At 56.1% G+C, this 19,930-nt stretch carries 23 protein-coding genes; all 23 read left to right on the top strand.

Translation table 11 applies throughout. The features are described 5' to 3' along the window. Window positions 1-8 precede the first annotated feature (8 nt). The 23 genes from D9742_RS00305 (at window position 9) to D9742_RS00195 (ending at window position 19,872) form a co-directional block, all read left to right on the top strand. Complete coding sequence (locus D9742_RS00305; RefSeq protein ID WP_000139646.1) at window positions 9-260, top strand: acyl carrier protein; 252 nt, start codon at window positions 9-11, stop codon at window positions 258-260. Between the two features lie 4 nt (window positions 261-264). Next, a complete protein-coding gene (locus D9742_RS00300) occupies window positions 265-846 on the top strand; it encodes a hypothetical protein (RefSeq protein WP_130235622.1) in 582 nt (193 codons plus the stop codon). Then, window positions 843-2,204: an acyl-CoA synthetase gene (locus tag D9742_RS00295; RefSeq protein ID WP_130235621.1), complete on the top strand. Its 1,362-nt coding sequence runs from the start codon at window positions 843-845 to the stop codon at window positions 2,202-2,204. The genes D9742_RS00300 and D9742_RS00295 overlap by 4 nt, the downstream gene beginning before the upstream one ends. Next, complete coding sequence (locus D9742_RS00290) at window positions 2,191-2,544, top strand: beta-hydroxyacyl-ACP dehydratase (RefSeq protein ID WP_130235620.1); 354 nt, start codon at window positions 2,191-2,193, stop codon at window positions 2,542-2,544. The genes D9742_RS00295 and D9742_RS00290 overlap by 14 nt, the downstream gene beginning before the upstream one ends. Continuing rightward, on the top strand, window positions 2,535-4,211 hold the full coding sequence (locus tag D9742_RS00285; RefSeq protein WP_130235619.1) for a glycosyltransferase: 1,677 nt from the start codon (window positions 2,535-2,537) through the stop codon (window positions 4,209-4,211). Before D9742_RS00290 ends, D9742_RS00285 begins: the two co-directional genes overlap by 10 nt. Before the next feature lie 3 nt (window positions 4,212-4,214). Beyond that, window positions 4,215-4,637, top strand: coding sequence for a thioesterase family protein (locus D9742_RS00280; RefSeq protein WP_097315530.1), 423 nt, complete (start codon window positions 4,215-4,217; stop codon window positions 4,635-4,637). Further along, a complete protein-coding gene (locus D9742_RS00275; protein ID WP_130235618.1) occupies window positions 4,634-5,239 on the top strand; it encodes an outer membrane lipoprotein carrier protein LolA in 606 nt (201 codons plus the stop codon). The genes D9742_RS00280 and D9742_RS00275 overlap by 4 nt, the downstream gene beginning before the upstream one ends. Further along, complete coding sequence (locus tag D9742_RS00270; protein WP_130235617.1) at window positions 5,208-7,526, top strand: MMPL family transporter; 2,319 nt, start codon at window positions 5,208-5,210, stop codon at window positions 7,524-7,526. Before D9742_RS00275 ends, D9742_RS00270 begins: the two co-directional genes overlap by 32 nt. After that, a complete protein-coding gene (locus D9742_RS00265; RefSeq protein ID WP_130235616.1) occupies window positions 7,523-8,107 on the top strand; it encodes a DUF3261 domain-containing protein in 585 nt (194 codons plus the stop codon). The genes D9742_RS00270 and D9742_RS00265 overlap by 4 nt, the downstream gene beginning before the upstream one ends. Before the next feature lies 1 nt (window position 8,108). Then, window positions 8,109-9,278: a beta-ketoacyl-[acyl-carrier-protein] synthase family protein gene (locus D9742_RS00260; protein WP_130235615.1), complete on the top strand. Its 1,170-nt coding sequence runs from the start codon at window positions 8,109-8,111 to the stop codon at window positions 9,276-9,278. Then, window positions 9,275-9,739: a 3-hydroxy-fatty acyl-ACP dehydratase gene (locus D9742_RS00255; RefSeq protein WP_130235614.1), complete on the top strand. Its 465-nt coding sequence runs from the start codon at window positions 9,275-9,277 to the stop codon at window positions 9,737-9,739. The genes D9742_RS00260 and D9742_RS00255 overlap by 4 nt, the downstream gene beginning before the upstream one ends. Continuing rightward, window positions 9,739-10,470: a 3-ketoacyl-ACP reductase FabG2 gene (locus D9742_RS00250; RefSeq protein ID WP_130235613.1), complete on the top strand. Its 732-nt coding sequence runs from the start codon at window positions 9,739-9,741 to the stop codon at window positions 10,468-10,470. Before D9742_RS00255 ends, D9742_RS00250 begins: the two co-directional genes overlap by 1 nt. Continuing rightward, window positions 10,467-11,696, top strand: coding sequence for a beta-ketoacyl-ACP synthase (locus D9742_RS00245; RefSeq protein WP_130235612.1), 1,230 nt, complete (start codon window positions 10,467-10,469; stop codon window positions 11,694-11,696). The genes D9742_RS00250 and D9742_RS00245 overlap by 4 nt, the downstream gene beginning before the upstream one ends. A 1-nt stretch (window position 11,697) precedes the next feature. Then, entirely contained in the window at window positions 11,698-12,285 is a 588-nt protein-coding gene (acpT, locus tag D9742_RS00240; protein ID WP_130235611.1) for a 4'-phosphopantetheinyl transferase AcpT, read from the top strand. 544 nt (window positions 12,286-12,829) lie between these two features. After that, window positions 12,830-14,404, top strand: coding sequence for a nickel ABC transporter substrate-binding protein (gene nikA / locus D9742_RS00235; RefSeq protein ID WP_130235610.1), 1,575 nt, complete (start codon window positions 12,830-12,832; stop codon window positions 14,402-14,404). Beyond that, window positions 14,404-15,348 (top strand): nickel ABC transporter permease subunit NikB, encoded by a 945-nt coding sequence (gene nikB / locus D9742_RS00230; RefSeq protein ID WP_130235609.1) that lies wholly within the window; start codon window positions 14,404-14,406, stop codon window positions 15,346-15,348. The genes nikA and nikB overlap by 1 nt, the downstream gene beginning before the upstream one ends. Beyond that, window positions 15,345-16,178 carry a nickel ABC transporter permease subunit NikC gene (gene nikC / locus D9742_RS00225; RefSeq protein ID WP_001008957.1) on the top strand — a complete coding sequence of 278 codons (834 nt, stop codon included), beginning with the start codon at window positions 15,345-15,347 and terminating at the stop codon, window positions 16,176-16,178. Before nikB ends, nikC begins: the two co-directional genes overlap by 4 nt. Then, window positions 16,178-16,942, top strand: coding sequence for a nickel import ATP-binding protein NikD (nikD, locus tag D9742_RS00220; protein ID WP_130235608.1), 765 nt, complete (start codon window positions 16,178-16,180; stop codon window positions 16,940-16,942). Before nikC ends, nikD begins: the two co-directional genes overlap by 1 nt. Then, window positions 16,939-17,745, top strand: coding sequence for a nickel import ATP-binding protein NikE (gene nikE, locus D9742_RS00215; RefSeq protein ID WP_130235607.1), 807 nt, complete (start codon window positions 16,939-16,941; stop codon window positions 17,743-17,745). Before nikD ends, nikE begins: the two co-directional genes overlap by 4 nt. Before the next feature lie 5 nt (window positions 17,746-17,750). Next, window positions 17,751-18,152: a nickel-responsive transcriptional regulator NikR gene (nikR, locus tag D9742_RS00210; RefSeq protein WP_001190062.1), complete on the top strand. Its 402-nt coding sequence runs from the start codon at window positions 17,751-17,753 to the stop codon at window positions 18,150-18,152. Window positions 18,153-18,350: 198 nt separating this feature from the next. Further along, window positions 18,351-19,097 carry a GntR family transcriptional regulator gene (locus tag D9742_RS00205; protein WP_130235606.1) on the top strand — a complete coding sequence of 249 codons (747 nt, stop codon included), beginning with the start codon at window positions 18,351-18,353 and terminating at the stop codon, window positions 19,095-19,097. A 23-nt stretch (window positions 19,098-19,120) separates the two neighbouring features. Beyond that, the gene (locus D9742_RS00200) at window positions 19,121-19,594 is read left to right on the top strand and encodes a PTS sugar transporter subunit IIA (RefSeq protein WP_130235605.1); all 474 of its coding nucleotides are present in this window, start codon (window positions 19,121-19,123) and stop codon (window positions 19,592-19,594) included. Beyond that, a complete protein-coding gene (locus D9742_RS00195; RefSeq protein WP_000084025.1) occupies window positions 19,591-19,872 on the top strand; it encodes a PTS sugar transporter subunit IIB in 282 nt (93 codons plus the stop codon). The genes D9742_RS00200 and D9742_RS00195 overlap by 4 nt, the downstream gene beginning before the upstream one ends. Window positions 19,873-19,930 lie beyond the last annotated feature (58 nt).

Genomic DNA, 19,930 nt, shown 5'->3' with positions numbered 1-19,930 from the left:
GAGTCATCATGACAGAACAACAAACCGTCTATCAGGAAGTCTCAGCCCTGCTGGTTAAGCTGTTTGAAATCGATCCGCAGGACATCAAACCTGAAGCGCGCCTGTACGAAGATCTGGAACTGGACAGCATCGACGCCGTTGACATGATTGTGCACCTGCAAAAGAAAACCGGTAAGAAAATCAAGCCGGAAGAGTTTAAAGCTGTGCGTACAGTCCAGGATGTGGTCGAGGCTGTAGAACGCCTGCTACAAGAAGCCTGATCTGATGTCGGGCATTCGCTCGCTACCGATGATTAAGCTGCTGACCGGATTATTACTGCTCGCCTGGCCGTTTGTGGTTTGGCTTGGTTTGGCGCATAACGGCCTGTACTGGTTGTTGCCGCTAATGGCGTTGCTGCTTTTGTTGCGCCTGCGCCAGACCCGTCGCCAGGCTGGGCCGCTCCAGGTCGTCACACAAATCGTCGCTGTCGTGGGCATCGCCTTGTGTGTCGCCAGCTTTCTGTTGAAAACACACCAGCTACTGCTGTTTTACCCGGTAGTGGTTAACGCGGTCATGCTGGCGGTTTTTGGCGGTTCGCTGTGGTCGGCAATGCCGATTGTTGAGCGGCTGGCGCGTTTGCAGGAGCCAGATCTGCCGGAAAAGGGCGTGCGCTATACCCGCCACGTTACGCAAATCTGGTGCGGTTTTTTCATCATTAACGGTGGAATTGCCCTCTTTACCGCGCTGCATGGCGATATGTCGTTATGGACTGCCTGGAACGGCATGATTGCTTATTTGTTGATGGGAACATTAATGGCTGGTGAATGGCTGGTGCGCCGTCAGGTGATGAAAAGAGATCGCTCATGAAGCAGACCTTACCGCTTGCACGCTGGCTGACTGCGCCACGCCCTGATGACACGCCCATTGCGTGGCTGGACGAAAGCACCTGGACGCTGGGCGATTTGCGTCACGATGTCGCGCAACTTATCTGCCGTTTGCAGCAACAGCCGGGTGAACGTTGGGCGCTGTGCTTTGAGAACAGCTATCTGTTTATCGTTGCCCTGCTCGCCACGCTACACGCCGGAAAAACACCGGTGCTTCCGGGGCATAACCGTGTCATCCAGCTTAACGAGCAACGTGAACTGTTCGATGGTGTGCTTAGCGACAGCGAACTTAACTGGCAAGGTTCATTGCTGTTGGTAGCAAGTTCCCCACAAGTCGCGACACAATCATTCACCTTTGCCGCCATAGCGCCAGAGGCTTATATCGAGCTGTTTACCTCTGGTTCCACGGGACAGCCGAAGCGGGTGATTAAACCTGTTCATTTGCTGGACCGTGAAGCAGAACTGCTGGCTGAACGATTAGGCGCACGTCTTGCCGGATGTCGTGTCATCGGTTCCGTATTGCCGCAGCATTTGTACGGCCTGACTTTTCGCGTTTTCCTGCCAATGGCGCTGGGATTACCGCTCCACGCCGCCATGCTCTGGTATGTCGAACAGTTTGCCGCGTTGAGTCATCAGCATCGCTATATCTTCATCAGCAGCCCGGCATTTTTGAAGCGTCTGGATACCCAGCTTTGTCCGCCGCCTGTTCAGGTGCTTCTGTCCGCTGGCGGTGAGCTACCGTGGCAGGACGTACAACACACCGCGAGCTGGCTGCGCGTCTGGCCTGATGAAATCTACGGCAGCACGGAAACCGGCGTCATTGCCTGGCGTTACCGCGAACAGGAGCAACGCCGCTGGCTACCCTTCCCAGGTATGCAGTTCCAGGCCGAAGGGAATGCATTTCGTCTCTTTTCACCGCTGATGACGGAAGATAACGGCCTGTTGCTCGACGATAACTTACAGTTTAGCGAAGACGGCCAGTTCCATCTGATGGGGCGTCGCGGACGCATCGTTAAGATTGAAGAAAAACGTATTTCTTTGCAGGAAGTGGAACAACGTCTGCTGGCGCTGGACGGCATTCGCGAGGCGGCGGCTGTTCCTGTTATGCGCGGCGGGCGTCAGAGTATTGGCGTTTTGCTGGTGCTGGATGACAAAGCTCGCCTGCAATGGCAGAACGGCGGCGGGCATAGCCAGGAAATAGCCTGGCGGCGATTACTGCGCCCGACGCTGGAGCCTGTTGCCATTCCGCGTTACTGGCGCGTTATTGATGAAATGCCAGTAAACAGTATGAACAAGCGTGTCTATGCGCAATTACAGGAGTTATTTCATGAAGCCCCATGAAATCGAGCGCCATCAGGCACAAGCGAATCACCTTGAGATTGTTTTGCATCTCAGGGCAGAGCTGTTCTGGTTTCGCGGCCATTTTGCCGTGCAACCGTTACTCCCTGGCGTGGCACAAATCGACTGGGCAATGAGTTACGCGCTTGCCCTGCTCGCGCCTGGCTGGCGTTTTCACTCCATTCAGAACATAAAATTCCAGTCTCCGTTGCTGCCGGAAAACCGCGTCACGCTCACGCTTAACTGGCAGGAAGATCGCCAGATTCTGAGCTTTAGCTATCAGCGTCACGACGGTGACGCCCGCCACACCGCCAGTAGCGGGAAGATCCGCCTATGCCGGTAAACTTTTCTCCCTGCGTGTTGATCCCCTGCTACAACCACGGCGCAATGATGCCGGGCGTGCTGGCGCGTCTTAAGCCATTTAATCTGCCCTGTATTGTGGTGGATGACGGCAGCGATGCCGCCACGCAACAGCAACTGGACAGTCTGCTTGCCGAACAGCCTGGCGTGACCTTAATCCGCCTGGCAGAAAACGCAGGTAAAGGCGCGGCGGTGATGCGCGGCTTACAGGCGGCGAAAGACGCGGGCTTCAGCCATGCAGTGCAGGTGGATGCTGACGGTCAGCACGCGATTGAAGATATCCCTAAACTGCTGGCACTTGCCGAACAGCACCCTGCTGCGCTGATCTCCGGCCAGCCGATTTACGATGAATCCATCCCCCGCTCACGGCTGTACGGGCGCTGGGTCACTCACGTCTGGGTATGGATCGAAACGCTCTCCCTGCAACTGAAAGACAGCATGTGCGGCTTTCGCGTTTATCCGGTTGCGCCGACGCTGCAACTGGCAAAACACGCCACCATCGGCAAGCGGATGGATTTCGACACCGAAGTGATGGTGCGCCTCTACTGGCAGGGAAATACCAGCTATTTCGTGCCGACCCGCGTCACCTATCCGCTGGACGGGCTTTCGCATTTTGATGCCCTGAAAGATAACGTCCGCATCTCGCTCATGCACACACGGCTGTTTTTCGGCATGTTGCCGCGTATTCCTTCGCTGCTGATGCGCCGCTCTTCCAGCCACTGGGCGCGGCAGAGTGAAGTGAAAGGATTATGGGGAATGCGCCTGATGCTACTGGTCTGGCGTCTGCTGGGAAGAACGGCGTTTAGCGCGCTGCTTTACCCGGTAGTGGGCGTCTACTGGCTCACTGCTTCTCGTGCGCGCAAAGCGTCGCAAGACTGGCTCGCCCGTGTGCGCCAGCATCAACCACAGGCAGCAAAACTCAACAGCTATCAGCACTTTCTACGTTTCGGTAACGCCATGCTCGACAAAATCGCCAGTTGGCGCGGCGAGCTGCAACTGGGGCGCGATGTGCTGTTTGCGCCAGGCGCAGAAGCGGCGCTTAACGTCAGCGATCCGCGCGGCAAATTGCTGCTGGCCTCGCATCTTGGCGATGTGGAAGTGTGCCGGGCGCTGGCAAAAATTCAGGGCTACAAAACCATTAACACGCTGGTGTTTAGCGAAAACGCCCAACGCTTTAAACAGATAATGCAAGAGATGGCTCCGCAGGCCGGCATCAACCTGATGCCGGTAACGGATATCGGCCCGGAAACCGCCATCCTGCTGAAAGAGAAGCTGGATAACGGCGAATGGGTGGCGATTGTCGGTGACCGCATCGCCGTCACCCCGCAACGCGGCGGCGACTGGCGCGTCTGCTGGAGTCCGTTTATGGGCCAGCCTGCGCCTTTCCCACAGGGGCCGTTTATTCTCGCCTCTATTTTGCGCTGCCCGGTGAATCTGATTTTCGCCCTGCGCCAGCACGGCAAGCTGCATATTCACTGCGAAACCTTTGCCGACCCGCTGCTGTTGCCACGTGGCGAACGCCAGCAGGCGCTGCAAAACGCTATCGACCACTACGCCGCGCGTCTGGAACATTACGCGCTCCAGTCGCCCCTCGACTGGTTTAATTTTTTCGATTTCTGGCAACTGCCGGAAGTCCAGGACAAGGAGTAAAGGGTGCTGAACGATCCCCGATTTACCGCTGAAGTCGAGCTGACCATTCCCTTTCACGACGTCGATATGATGGGCGTGGCCTGGCACGGTAACTATTTTCGCTACTTTGAAGTGGCCCGCGAGGCGCTGCTCAACCAGTTCAATTACGGCTATCGGCAGATGAAAGAGTCCGGTTATTTGTGGCCAGTGGTCGATGCGCGGGTGAAATATCGCCACGCCCTCACTTTTGAGCAACGCATTCGCGTACGTGCGCATATCGAAGAGTTCGAAAATCGCCTGCGGATTGGCTATCAGATTTTCGATGCCGAAACGGGCAAACGCGCCACCACCGGATACACCATTCAGGTCGCGGTCGACGAGAAAAGCCGCGAACTGTGCTTTGTCAGCCCCGATATTCTGTTTGAACGCATGGGAGTCAAACCATGAAATTTTTACCGCTGCTGGCGCTGCTGATTAGCCCGTTTGTGTGCGCTCTGACCCTGGACGATCTTCAGCAACGCTTTACCGAACAGCCGGTGATCCGCGCCCATTTCGATCAAACCCGGACGATTAAAGATCTGCCGCAGCCGCTGCGATCTCAGGGCCAGATGTTGATCGCCCGCGACCAGGGGCTGTTGTGGGATCAAACCTCACCGTTCCCCATGCAGCTATTGCTGGACGATAAACGCATGGTGCAGGTGATCAACGGTCAGCCGCCGCAAATCATCACGGCAGAAAATAACCCGCAGATGTTCCAGTTTAACCACCTGCTGCGTGCGCTGTTCCAGGCCGATCGCAAAGTGCTGGAACAAAACTTCCGCGTCGAATTTGCCGACAAAGGCGAAGGCCGCTGGACGCTGCGCCTGACGCCGACCACCACGCCGCTGGATAAAATTTTCAACACCATCGATCTCGCCGGGCAAACCTATCTGGAGAGCATTCAGCTTAATGATAAACAGGGCGACCGCACTGATATCGCTCTTACCCAACATCAACTGACGCCAGCGCAACTGACCGATGACGAACGCCAACGTTTTGCCGCCCAGTAAACGCCCCGCGCTGTTATGGGGGCTAGTCTGCCTGGTCATGGCGGCGGCGTTACTGATCCTGCTGCCGCAATCACGACTGAACAGTAGCGTGCTGGCCATGTTACCCAAACAGGCGATGGGCGATATTCCTCCGGCGCTGAATGACGGCTTTATGCAGCGTCTGGACCGCCAACTGGTGTGGCTGGTCAGCCCCGGTAAAGAGGCTAATCCCCTGGTCGCTCAGGAGTGGCTGACGCTGCTGCAAAAATCCGCTGCGCTCGGCGACGTTAAAGGGCCAATGGATGCCGCCAGCCAGCAGGCGTGGGGAGCATTTTTCTGGCAGCATCGCAACGGCCTGATTGACCCCGACACCCGCGCCCGCCTGCAAAACGGCGGCGAAGCGCAGGCGCAGTGGATCCTCTCCCAGCTTTATTCTGCGTTCTCCGGGGTAAGCGGCAAAGAGCTGCAAAACGATCCGCTGATGTTAATGCGCGGCTCGCAGCTGGCGATGGCGAAAAACGGCCAGCGTTTGCGGCTGATGGACGGCTGGCTGGTGACGCAGGATCCCCAGGGCAACTACTGGTATCTGCTGCACGGTGAACTGGCGGGATCGTCGTTTGATATGCAGCAAACCCACCAGCTCATCACGACCCTGAATACGCTGGAAAAGGATCTGAAAACGCGTTACCCGCAGGCGCAGTTGCTCTCGCGCGGCACGGTATTTTACAGCGATTACGCCAGCCAACAGGCGAAGCAGGATATCTCCACCCTGGGCGTGGCAACGCTGCTAGGGGTGATATTACTGATTGTGGCGGTGTTCCGCTCTTTACGCCCGTTGCTGCTTTGCGTGATTTCCATCGGCATCGGCGCACTGGCGGGAACGGTTGCCACATTGTTGATTTTCGGCGAATTACACCTGATGACGCTGGTGATGAGCATGAGCGTTATCGGCATTTCCGCTGACTACACGCTCTATTACCTCACCGAACGGATGGTGCACGGCAACGACGTTTCGCCGTGGCAAAGCCTGGCGAAAGTGCGCAATGCCTTGCTGCTGGCGCTGCTCACTACCGTGGCGGCATATCTGATTATGATGCTCGCCCCCTTCCCCGGAATTCGCCAGATGGCGATTTTTGCCGCCGTCGGGTTGAGCGCCTCTTGTCTGACCGTCCTGTTCTGGCATCCGTGGCTGTGCCGTGGCCTGCCGGTGCGTCCGGTTCCGGCGATGGCGCTGATGCTACGCTGGCTGGCAGCGTGGCGGCGCAATAAAAAACTGTCGCGGGGTCTGCCCGTCGCGCTGGCGCTGTTTTCGCTGGCGGGGATGTCAATGCTACGCGTCGATGACGATATCTCGCAGTTACAGGCGCTACCGCAGCATATTCTGGCACAGGAAAAAGCCATTACCGCCCTGACCGGGCAGAGCGTCGATCAAAAATGGTTTGTGGTTTACGGCGACTCCCCACAGCAAACATTGGGACGGCTGGAGACATTTACCTCCTCGCTGGAGAAGGCGAAAAAAGACGGTCTTATCAGCAATTACCGCACTATTCCGCTGAACTCTCTGGCGCGACAGGAGGAAGATTTAGACCTGCTGAAAACGGCGGCCCCGACGATAACAAAAGCACTGCAAAACGCCGGGCTGGCGGCGGTGAAACCAGATCTCAACGCCATGCCAGTGAACGTTGATGAATGGCTGGCAAGCCCCGCCAGTGAAGGCTGGCGTCTGCTGTGGCTGACGCTGGAAAACGGCGAAAGCGGCGTACTGGTGCCGGTTGAAGGGGTTAAAAGTAGCGCGTTGTTGCAGGAAATCGCCAGCTATTACCCTGGCGGCATTGCCTGGGTTGATCGCAAAAGCACCTTTGATGAATTGTTCGCACTTTACCGCTACGTCTTAACCGGCTTGTTGCTGGTGGCGCTGGCGGTGATTGCCTGCGGCGCAGTGGCCCGTCTCGGCTGGCGCAAAGGGCTTATCAGCCTGGTGCCTTCGGTGCTTTCTCTGGGCTGCGGTCTGGCGGTGCTGGCGATTAGCGGGCAGGCGGTGAATCTCTTTTCACTGCTGGCGCTGGTGCTGGTGCTTGGCATCGGCATCAATTACACGCTGTTTTTCAGTAATCCGCGCGGTACACCGTTAACTTCGCTACTGGCGATCACGCTGGCAATGCTCACCACCTTGCTGACGCTGGGAATGTTGGTATTCAGCGCCACCCAGGCCATCAGCAGTTTTGGCATTGTGCTGGTGAGCGGTATTTTCACCGCCTTCCTGCTTTCGCCGCTGGCGATGCCCGATAAAAAGAGAACAAAAAAATGATCAAACCCACATTCTGGCGAGCGTTCGCCCTGACCGCTACGCTTATCCTCACCGGCTGTAGCCACTCGCAACCGGAACAGGAAAGCCGCCCGCAGGCGTGGCTGCAACCTGGCACACGCATCACACTGCCTGCGCCGGGGATTTCACCCGCCGTCAATTCCCAGCAACTGTTGACCGGCAGCTTCAACGGCAAAACCCAGTCGCTGTTAGTGATGCTTAACGCCGACGACCAGAAAATCACCCTTGCCGGGCTGTCGTCGGTCGGCATTCGCCTGTTTCTGGTGACCTACGATGCAAAAGGGCTACGCGCCGAGCAATCCATCGTCGTCCCACAGTTACCGCCCGCAAGTCAGGTACTGGCTGACGTGATGCTCAGCCACTGGCCGATTAGCGCCTGGCAACCGCAACTTCCCACAGACTGGACGCTTCGCGACAACGGCGACAAACGCGAGCTGCGTAACGCCAGCGGCAAGCTGGTCACGGAAATCACCTATTTGAATCGCCAGGGCAAACGCGTGCCAATCAGCATTGAGCAGCATGTCTTTAAATACCACATCACCATTCAATACTTAGGTGACTGATATGATTTATATTTCCGCCATCGGCATGATCAACGCCCTGGGAAATAACCTTGACGATATCGCAGCCAACCTGACTCGCGGTGTCGCTCCCGGCATGCGCCCGCGCGCAGGCTGGTTGCAGGGGCATCCGCAGGCGGTCCTGGCTGGCGTGGATGGCGAGCTTCCGCTTATCCCGGAAAAATTCGCGGCGCACCGCTCGCGCAACAATCAGATCCTGCTGGCGGCGCTGGCGCAGATACAGCCGCAGGTTGATGACGCTATCGCGAAATATGGTCGCGAGCGCATCGCGATTGTACTTGGCACCAGCACCTCCGGCCTGCATGAAGGCGACACGCACGTTAACCTGTGCACCAACGGGCAGCCGAGCACCACATGGCACTACGCACAACAGGAACTCGGCGATCCGTCGCGCTTTCTCAGCCACTGGCTGGCGCTCGACGGCCCGGCCTATACCCTTTCGACCGCCTGCTCTTCCAGCGCCAGAGCGATGATCAGCGGGCGCAGGCTTATCGAGGCGGGGCTGGTCGATGCCGCCATTGTGGGTGGCGCAGACACCCTGAGCCGGATGCCGATTAACGGTTTTCACAGCCTCGAATCGCTCTCGCCAACTTTATGTCAGCCGTTCGGTCGTGACCGCGCAGGTATCACCATTGGCGAAGGCGCGGGGCTAATGCTACTGACCCGCGAACCGCAGCCCATCGCATTGCTGGGCGTTGGTGAATCGAGCGACGCTTACCATATTTCAGCCCCTCATCCGCAGGGCGAAGGGGCGATCCGCGCTATTAATCAGGCGCTGACCGATGCGCAGCTTACGCCAGATGACGTCGGCTATATCAACCTGCACGGCACCGCCACACAACTCAACGATCAGATTGAATCAATGGTGGTTAACGCCCTGTTTGGTGAACGCGTACCTTGCAGCTCCACCAAACATTTGACCGGACACACGCTGGGCGCGGCGGGCATTACCGAGGCGGCAATCAGCATGTTGATTTTACAGCGTGATTTACCGCTGCCCGCTCAGGACTTCAGCCTGTCGCCGTGCGATCCCACGCTGCCACCGTGCGGCATTATCGAAAAACCACAGCCGCTGGCACGTCCGGTGATCCTGTCCAATTCCTTCGCCTTTGGCGGCAATAACGCCAGCATTCTGCTCGGGAGGGTTTCGTGAGCCACTATTTATCCCCCGGCGCTTATCTGCCCCACGACGCGCCCATGTTACTGCTGGAAGACGTGGTGAGCGTCAGCGATGACAGCGCGGTGTGCCGCGTAACGGTCTCGCCCAGTGGCGTACTGGCACCGTTTCTCGACCCGGACGGCAATCTCCCTGGCTGGTTTGCCCTTGAACTGATGGCGCAAACCGTCGGCGTCTGGTCTGGCTGGCATCGCCACCAGCAGGGCAAAAACAGTATTGCGTTAGGGATGGTACTGGGCGCGCGTGAATTGCTTTGCGCCGCTGGCATTCTGCCCGCAGGCCAGACGCTAACCATTACCGTCAAACTGCTGATGCAGGACGATCGCTTCGGCAGTTTTGAGTGCAGCATCAACGACGGCGAGGCGACGGGCCGCATTAACACCTTCCAGCCGACCGCGGAAGAACTTACCACCCTGTTTCAACAAGGAGCGTCCTGATGAGTCGTTCAGTTCTGGTTACTGGTGCCAGCAAAGGCATTGGTCGCGCCATCGCCTGCCAACTGGCGGCAGACGGCTTTAACATTGGCGTTCACTATCACCGTGACGCTACAGGCGCTCAGGAAACGCTGAATGCCATTGTCGCCAACGGCGGTAACGGGCGTTTGCTCAGTTTCGACGTCGCAAACCGCGAACAGTGTCGGGAAGTGCTGGAGCACGAAATCGCGCAATACGGTGCCTGGTACGGCGTGGTTAGTAACGCCGGGATCGCCCGCGATGCCGCTTTTCCGGCTTTAAGCGATGACGACTGGGATGCGGTGATCCACACCAACCTCGACAGTTTCTACAACGTCATTCAGCCGTGCATTATGCCGATGATCGGCGCGCGCCAGGGTGGACGCATCATCACGCTGTCCTCGGTTTCCGGCGTAATGGGCAATCGCGGCCAGGTGAACTATAGCGCCGCCAAAGCCGGAATTATCGGCGCAACAAAAGCACTGGCTATCGAACTCGCGAAGCGCAAAATCACCGTCAATTGCATCGCGCCAGGGCTTATTGATACCGGGATGATCGAAATGGAAGAGAGCGCCCTGAAAGAGGCAATGTCGATGATCCCCATGAAACGCATGGGCCAGGCGGAAGAAGTTGCCGGGCTTGCCAGCTATTTAATGTCTGATATTGCGGGTTACGTCACCCGCCAGGTTATTTCCATCAACGGAGGGATGTTATGACACGTCGCGTAGTGATTACAGGAATGGGCGGCGTGACTGCCTTTGGTGAAAACTGGCAGGACGTTTCTGCACGTCTGCTGGCGTATGAGAACGCAGTGCGCAAAATGCCGGAGTGGCAGATTTATGATGGACTGCACACCCTGCTTGGCGCACCTATTGATGATTTTACGCTACCGGAGCACTACACCCGCAAGCGTATCCGTGCGATGGGCCGCGTGTCGCAAATGTCGACCCGCGCCAGCGAACTGGCGTTAGAGCAGGCAGGGTTGATTGGCGATCCGATATTAACCAGCGGCGAAACGGGCATTGCGTACGGTTCATCGACCGGCAGTACCGGTCCGGTAAGCGAATTCGCCACCATGCTGACGGAAAAGCACACGAATAACATCACTGGCACCACCTATGTGCAGATGATGCCGCACACCACCGCCGTTAATACTGGCCTCTTTTTCGGCCTGCGCGGGCGGGTGATCCCAACCTCCAGCGCCTGTACCTCCGGCAGCCAAGCGATCGGTTATGCGTGGGAAGCCATTCGCCACGGTTATCAAACGGTGATGGTTGCCGGTGGTGCCGAAGAGTTATGCCCTTCAGAAGCGGCGGTATTTGATACGCTTTTTGCCACCAGCCAGCACAATGATGCGCCGAAAACCACACCTTCACCGTTCGATGAAAACCGCGACGGGCTGGTGATCGGTGAAGGCGCAGGGACGCTGATTCTCGAAGAACTGGAGCACGCTAAAGCGCGCGGCGCGACCATTTACGGTGAAATCGTCGGCTTTGCCACCAACTGCGACGCGGCACATATTACCCAGCCGCAGCGCGAAACCATGCAGTATTGTATGGAGCAATCGCTGAAAATCGCCGGGTTAAGCGCAAGTGATATCGGCTATATATCGGCGCATGGCACGGCGACCGATCGTGGTGATATGGCAGAAAGTCTGGCGACAGCAGCCATTTACGGTGATAATGTGCCGCTCTCCTCGCTGAAAAGCTATTTTGGTCATACGCTTGGTGCCTGTGGCGCGCTCGAAGCCTGGATGAGTCTGCAAATGATGCGCGAAGGTTGGTTTGCGCCTACGCTAAACCTGAAGAAACCAGATGCCAACTGCGGCGAGCTGGATTACATCATGCATGAAGCTCGCAAGATTGATTGTGAGTTTTTGCAGAGCAACAACTTTGCCTTTGGCGGCATTAATACATCCATCATCATAAAACGTTGGCCCTGATATGTATCGGATAGTTCTGGGGAAAGTTTCGACCTTAAGCGCAGCTCCACTGCCACCGGCTTTGCGCGATCAAGCACCGCAAGGCCCACGGCGCGAACGCTGGCTGGCGGGGCGTGCATTGCTTTCGCACACGCTTTCTCCACTACCGGACATCATCTACGGTGAACAAGGCAAACCCGCTTTCGCCCCGGAGACTCCGCTATGGTTCAACTTAAGCCATAGCGGTGACGATATCGCCCTGCTGTTGAGCGATGAAGGCGAAGTTGGCTGCGATATCGAAGTGATTCGCCCGCGCGCCAACTGGCGCTGGCTGGCGAACGCCGTATTCAGCCTCGGGGAACACGCTGAGATGGACGCCGTGCATCCTGATCAGCAACTGGAAATGTTCTGGCGCATCTGGACGCGCAAAGAAGCCATCGTTAAACAGCGTGGTGGCAGCGCCTGGCAAATCGTCAGCGTAGACAGCACCTATCACTCCTCGCTGTCAGTCAGCCATTGTCAGCTAGAAAATTTAAGCCTTGCGATCTGCACCCCTACTCCCTTTACGCTCACCGCCGATAGTGTGCAATGGATCGATTCGCTTAACTGATCCGCCCCTTCGACTGCCCATCTATTGATCCAGAACAGGTAATCAGTATGACGAATACTTAAAATCGTCATACTGAAAACTGATGACTCAACATAAGCGCGTACGTCCGGATTTCTGAATTTTCAGGGAGTAGGTTACAGGGATTTGTCAGCGTATTTTACCCTCACCCCAGCCCTCTCCCTGGAAGGGAGAGGGGGCACACCGTGCAGAACCTGGCTATTGCAGTTACAGCCACAAAAGTGCACGGACAGTCCCCTCGCCCCTCTGGGGAGAGGGAGGGCACCGAGCAAAGGGTGGCTATTGCAGTTACAGCTACAAAAGTGCACGAACAGTCCCCTCGCCCCTCTGGGAAGAGGGGGCACACCGTGCAGAACCTGGCTATTGCAGTTACAGCCACAAAAGTGCACGGACAGTCCCCTCGCCCCTCTGGGGAGAGGGTTAGGGTGAGGGGGAACAGGCCGCATATGCAGAGTCACTACCAGATTTCAACATAGCGAATCGTCGCCATACTTATTTCGCCAACCATTTATCCATTGGGGCTACTATGTTCTCCACACTCCGCCGCACTCTATTTGCGCTGCTGGCTTGTGCGTCTTTTATCGTCCATGCCGCCGCACCAGATGAAATCACCACCGCCTGGCCGGTGAATGTCGGGCCACTAAACCCGCACCTTTACACGCCTAACCAGATGTTCGCCCAGAGCATGGTTTATGAACCGCTGGTGAAATATCAGGCAGACGGTTCGGTGATCCCGTGGCTGGCAAAAAGCTGGACCCATTCGGAAGATGGCAAAACCTGGACCTTCACCCTGCGCGATGACGTGAAATTCTCTAACGGCGAACCGTTTGATGCAGAGGCGGCGGCAGAAAACTTCCGCGCAGTGCTCGATAACCGTCAACGTCACGCCTGGCTGGAGCTGGCAAACCAGATTGTTGATGTTAAAGCACTCAGTAAAACAGAGCTGCAAATCACCCTGAAAAGCGCCTACTATCCTTTCCTGCAAGAACTGGCCCTGCCCCGTCCTTTCCGTTTTATCGCCCCCTCGCAGTTTAAAAACCATGAAACCATGAACGGAATTAAAGCGCCGATTGGCACCGGACCGTGGATTTTGCAGGAATCGAAACTGAATCAGTACGATGTCTTCGTCCGTAACGAAAACTACTGGGGCGAAAAGCCAGCGATTAAAAAGATCACCTTTAACGTCATCCCGGACCCGACTACCCGCGCGGTGGCGTTTGAAACTGGCGATATCGACCTGCTGTACGGAAACGAAGGGTTATTACCGCTCGATACCTTCGCCCGCTTTAGCCAGAATCCGGCTTACCACACCCAACTGTCACAGCCGATCGAAACCGTGATGCTGGCACTCAATACCGCCAAAGCCCCTACCAACGAGCTGGCAGTACGTGAAGCTCTTAATTACGCGGTAAACAAAAAATCGCTGATTGATAACGCGTTGTATGGCACCCAGCAGGTCGCCGACACCCTGTTTGCCTCTTCTGTGCCCTACGCCAACCTCGGCCTGAAACCGCGCCAGTACGATCCGCAGAAAGCGAAAGAGTTGCTGGAAAAAGCTGGTTGGACGCTGCCTGCGGGCAAAGACATCCGTGAGAAAAACGGTCAGCCGCTGCGCATTGAACTGTCGTTCATCGGCACCGATGCGTTAAGTAAATCAATGGCGGAAATCATTCAGGCTGATATGCGCCAGATTGGCGCAGATGTCTCGCTGATCGGCGAAGAAGAGAGCAGTATCTATGCTCGTCAGCGCGACGGTCGTTTTGGCATGATTTTCCACCGCACCTGGGGCGCGCCATACGATCCACACGCCTTCCTGAGTTCAATGCGCGTACCGTCACACGCTGACTTCCAGGCACAGCAAGGATTAGCCGACAAACCGCTGATTGATAAAGAGATCGGCGAAGTGCTGGCGACCCATGACGAAACGCAACGTCAGGCGCTGTATCGCGACATTCTGACCCGTCTGCATGACGAGGCGGTTTATCTGCCTATCAGTTACATCTCAATGATGGTGGTATCAAAACCGGAGCTGGGTAACATCCCCTACGCGCCGATCGCCACCGAAATCCCGTTCGAACAGATTAAACCGGTGAAACCTTAATGTTGCGTTACGTATTACGCCGCTTTCTGCTGCTGATCCCGATGGTGCTCGCCGCCTCGGTGATCATTTTTCTGATGCTGCGCCTCGGTACCGGCGACCCGGCGCTCGATTATTTGCGTTTATCTAACCTGCCGCCAACGCCGGAGATGCTGGCCTCTACCCGCACCATGCTCGGGCTGGATCAGCCGCTGTACGTCCAGTACGGAACCTGGTTGTGGAAGGCGCTGCATCTTGATTTCGGCATCTCGTTTGCCACGCAGCGCCCGGTGCTGGACGATATGCTGAACTTCCTGCCCGCCACGCTGGAACTGGCAGGCGCGGCGCTGGTATTAATTCTGCTCACTTCCGTACCGCTCGGTATCTGGGCGGCACGTCATCGCGATCGTCTGCCGGATTTCGCCGTGCGCTTTATCGCGTTTCTCGGCGTGTCGATGCCCAACTTCTGGCTGGCGTTTTTACTGGTGATGACGTTTTCGGTGTATCTGCAATGGCTACCCGCGATGGGTTACGGCGGCTGGCAGCACATCATTTTGCCTGCGGTTTCCATCGCCTTTATGTCGCTGGCGATTAACGCGCGGCTGCTGCGCGCCAGTATGCTGGACGTCGCCGGTCAGCGTCACGTCACCTGGGCGCGGCTGCGCGGCCTGAACGACAAACAGACCGAACGCCGCCATATTCTGCGCAATGCCTCGCTGCCGATGATCACCGCTGTTGGGATGCACATCGGCGAACTGATCGGCGGGACGATGATTATCGAAAACATCTTTGCCTGGCCGGGCGTCGGGCGCTATGCGGTGTCGGCGATTTTTAACCGTGACTATCCGGTGATCCAGTGCTTTACGCTGATGATGGTGGTGGTTTTTGTGGTCTGTAATTTGATTGTTGATTTGCTCAACGCCGCGCTGGACCCGCGCATTCGTCGTCATGAAGGAGCGCACGCGTGAACTTTTTCCTCTCTTCCCGCTGGTCGGTTCGCCTGGCGCTGATCATTATCGCCCTGCTGGCGCTGATTGCGCTTACCAGCCAGTGGTGGCTGCCGTATGACCCTCAGGCGATTGATCTGCCGTCGCGCCTGCTTTCGCCGGATGCGCAGCACTGGCTGGGCACCGATCATTTAGGGCGTGATATTTTCTCGCGGCTGATGGCGGCGACCCGCGTGTCGCTCGGCTCGGTAATGGCCTGCCTGCTGCTGGTGCTGACATTAGGGCTGATTATTGGCGGCAGCGCCGGGCTGATTGGCGGGCGCGTTGATCAGGCTACCATGCGCGTCGCCGATATGTTTATGACCTTCCCGACCTCGATTCTGTCGTTCTTTATGGTCGGCGTGCTCGGCACCGGGTTGACCAACGTGATTATCGCCATCGCCCTGTCGCACTGGGCGTGGTATGCACGCATGGTGCGCAGCCTGGTGATTTCACTGCGCCAGCGCGAGTTTGTGCTGGCGTCACGGCTTTCTGGCGCGGGCCATGTGCGAGTGTTTGTTGATCATCTGGCAGGTGCGGTGATCCCTTCGCTGCTGGTGCTGGCAACGCTGGATATCGGCCATATGATGCTGCACGTCGCGGGGATGTCCTTCCTCGGCCTCGGCGTGACCGCGCCGACCGCCGAATGGGGCGTGATGATTAACGACGCGCGTCAGTATATCTGGACCCAGCCGCTGCAAATGTTCTGGCCGGGGCTGGCGCTGTTTATCAGCGTGATGGCCTTTAACCTGGTGGGTGACGCTCTGCGCGATCATCTGGACCCTCATCTGGTGACGGAGCATGCACACTAATGCCGCAACAGATTGAACTACGTAATATCGCGCTACAGGCCGCGCAGCCGCTGGTGCACGGCGTATCGTTAACCCTGCAACGCGGGCGCGTGCTGGCGTTAGTTGGCGGTAGCGGCAGCGGGAAATCACTGACCTGCGCCGCGACGCTGGGCATTCTGCCCGCAGGCGTTCGCCAGACGGCGGGGGAAATTTTAGCCGATGGCAAACCGGTTTCTCCCTGCGCCCTGCGCGGCATCAAAATTGCCACCATCATGCAGAACCCGCGCAGCGCCTTTAATCCGCTGCACACCATGCACACCCACGCGCGTGAAACCTGCCTGGCGCTGGGGAAACCCGCCGATGACGCTACGCTTACCGCTGCCATAGAAGCGGTGGGGCTGGAAAACGCCGCGCGCGTATTGAAGCTCTACCCGTTCGAGATGAGCGGCGGTATGTTGCAGCGCATGATGATTGCGATGGCGGTGCTGTGCGAATCACCGTTTATCATCGCCGATGAACCGACCACCGACCTCGATGTAGTAGCGCAGGCACGCATTCTCGATCTGCTGGAAAGCATTATGCAAAAACAGGCGCCGGGGATGCTGCTGGTCACCCATGATATGGGCGTGGTGGCGCGTCTGGCGGATGACGTAGCGGTAATGTCTGACGGTAAGATTGTCGAACAGGGCGATGTCGAAACGCTGTTTAACGCCCCCAAACATGCGGTGACGCGCAGCCTGGTTTCTGCTCACCTCGCCCTTTATGGTATGGAGTTGGCATCATGACTTTACTTAACGTCTCCGGCCTTTCACATCACTATGCGCACGGTGGCTTTAGCGGAAAACATCAGCGCCAGGCGGTGCTGAATAACGTTTCCCTGACCCTGAAAAGCGGCGAAACCGTCGCCCTGCTGGGGCGCAGCGGCTGCGGGAAAAGCACCCTCGCGCGGCTGCTGGTAGGCTTAGAGTCTCCCTCACAAGGGAATATTAGCTGGCGCGGCGAACCGTTGGCAAAGCTCAATCGTGCCCAGCGTAAAGCGTTCCGCCGCGATATTCAGATGGTATTTCAGGACTCCATCAGCGCCGTGAATCCGCGCAAAACCGTGCGCGAGATCCTGCGTGAACCGATGCGCCACCTGCTATCGCTGAAAAAATCCGAACAACTGGCGCGCACCAGCGAAATGTTGAATGCGGTCGATCTCGACGACAGCGTGCTCGACAAGCGCCCACCGCAGTTAAGCGGCGGCCAGCTCCAGCGCGTCTGCCTGGCGCGCGCCCTGGCGGTCGAACCGAAACTGCTGATTCTGGATGAAGCCGTTTCTAACCTTGATCTCGTGTTACAGGCGGGCGTCATTCGCCTGCTGAAAAAGCTGCAACAACAGTTTGGCACCGCCTGCCTGTTCATCACCCACGACTTACGTCTTGTAGAACGCTTTTGCCAGCGGGTGATGGTAATGGACAACGGGCAAATCGTCGAAACCCAGGCGGTGGGAGAGAAATTAACCTTTTCCTCTGACGCCGGACGTGTGCTACAAAACGCGGTATTACCCGCATTCCCCGTGCGCCGTCGCGCCACAGAAAAGGTTTAACGCAAATGCAACGAGTCACCATCACGCTTGATGACGATTTACTGGAGACGCTGGACAGCCTGAGCCAGCGTCGTGGTTATAACAACCGTTCCGAAGCTATCCGCGATATTCTGCGTAGCGCTCTGGCGCAAGAGGCAACCCAGCAGCACGGCACGCAAGGTTTCGCGGTGCTCTCCTATGTGTATGAACACGAAAAACGCGACTTAGCCAGCCGTATTGTCTCCACCCAGCATCATCACCACGATCTCTCGGTCGCCACGCTACATGTGCACATTAATCACGACGACTGTCTGGAAATCGCCGTGCTGAAAGGTGACATGGGCGACGTGCAGCATTTTGCCGATGACGTTATCGCCCAACGCGGCGTGCGGCACGGGCATTTGCAGTGCTTGCCGAAGGAAGATTAACACCGCCCAACGCGCCGTTATTTCCTCACGGCGCAGTAAATTCCTGCCAAACTTCGACTTCCATCACATTTTTTTGATCACGATTTGGTCCCTCAAAATGTGAGACATTTCGATCCTCTTTTTCTCCCGTTCACCTACTATACGCTTGAAGTTGTCCATGATTGTCCATAGACAACTGTAAATGTTCAGGTGCGCGCCATGAAATCATTAAGTAAGTCGTCACAAATACCGCTCTATCAACAAGTGGTGGAGTGGATAAGAGAAAGCATTTATACCGGGGAACTGGTGGAAGACGATCGCATCCCTTCGGAATACCAGATTATGGATATGCTGGAAGTGAGTCGGGGAACCGTTAAAAAAGCGGTCGCCCAACTGGTAAAAGAAGGCGTGTTGATACAGGTCCAGGGCAAGGGAACATTTGTCAAAAAAGAGAACGTGGCATATCCGTTAGGTGAAGGATTATTGTCATTCGCGGAATCGCTGGAAAGCCAGAAAATACATTTTACCACTGAAGTTATTACGTCACGGATTGAACCGGCTAATCGTTATGTTGCAGAGAAATTAAGAATAACGCCCGGCCAGGATATTCTTTACCTTGAACGTTTACGTTCGATTGGTGATGAAAAAGCGATGCTGATAGAGAACCGTATCAATATTGAGCTATGCCCCGGCATCGCGGAAATCGATTTTAATCAACACAATTTATTTCCAACAATAGAAACGTTGTCGCAAAGAAAAATTCGTTACTCGGAAAGTCGCTATGCCGCGCGATTAATTGGTAATGAACGCGGTCATTTTTTAGATATCAGTGAAGATGCGCCCGTTTTGCATCTGGAGCAGTTAGTCTTTTTCTCCCGCGATTTGCCCGTTGAGTTTGGCAACGTCTGGTTAAAAGGCAATAAATATTATCTTGGCACCGTGCTGCAACGGCGGGAAGTGAGTTAAATACACTTTTTATGAGGAAGAAAATGCAAGGCATACAGTTTCAGGAAAATTTTATTCAACGGCTACCGGCAGGGTTAAGCGTTGAACAGATAATCCCTCAGTTAGCGCAACCGTTGGTTGCCGCCGAGCTGGTGGTCCCTGATTTTGCCGATCACGTACTGAAACGTGAGGCTACGTACCCAACGGGGCTGCCTACCGAACCACCGTGCGTCGCCATTCCGCACACGGACCATAAACATGTCAGGCACAATGCAATTGCCGTCGGCATCCTGCCGGAACCGGTAGAGTTTGCCGATATGGGTGGCGATCCTGATCCCGTGCCTGTCAGGGTGATTTTTTTGCTCGCCTTAAGCGAAAGTAACAAACAATTAAATGCCCTGGGCTGGATTATGGAAATGATTCAGGATACGCCCTTTATGCGCGCCCTGCTGACGATGGAAACAACAGAAATACACACAGTAATCTTAAACAAAATGAAAGAACGAGGTGAAATATGAGTCAAACCATTTTATTTGTCTGCGCCACGGGTATTGCCACATCCACGGCGGTAACAGAAAAAGTCATGGAATATTGCAAAGAGCAAGGTCTTAACGTCAATTATTCCCAAACCAACGTTGCCTCTTTACCTGGAAATACTGACGGCGTAGCACTGGTAGTTTCAACAACTAAAGTGCCTTATGAACTCGACGTCCCGGTGGTCAACGGCTTGCCGATTATTACCGGTATTGGCGAAGAAAAAGTACTGGCGCAAATTGTTTCTATCCTTAAAAAGTAATTAATAATAATTAATTTCAACACACTCCATCAGGCGCTAACGCGAGGTGCGCTCTCGC

The sequence above is a fragment of the Escherichia sp. E1V33 genome (assembly GCF_004211955.1).
Lineage (GTDB): Bacteria > Pseudomonadota > Gammaproteobacteria > Enterobacterales > Enterobacteriaceae > Escherichia.
Note: the sequence above shows the minus strand (reverse complement) of the source record. Positions and strands in the feature narration are given on the sequence as shown.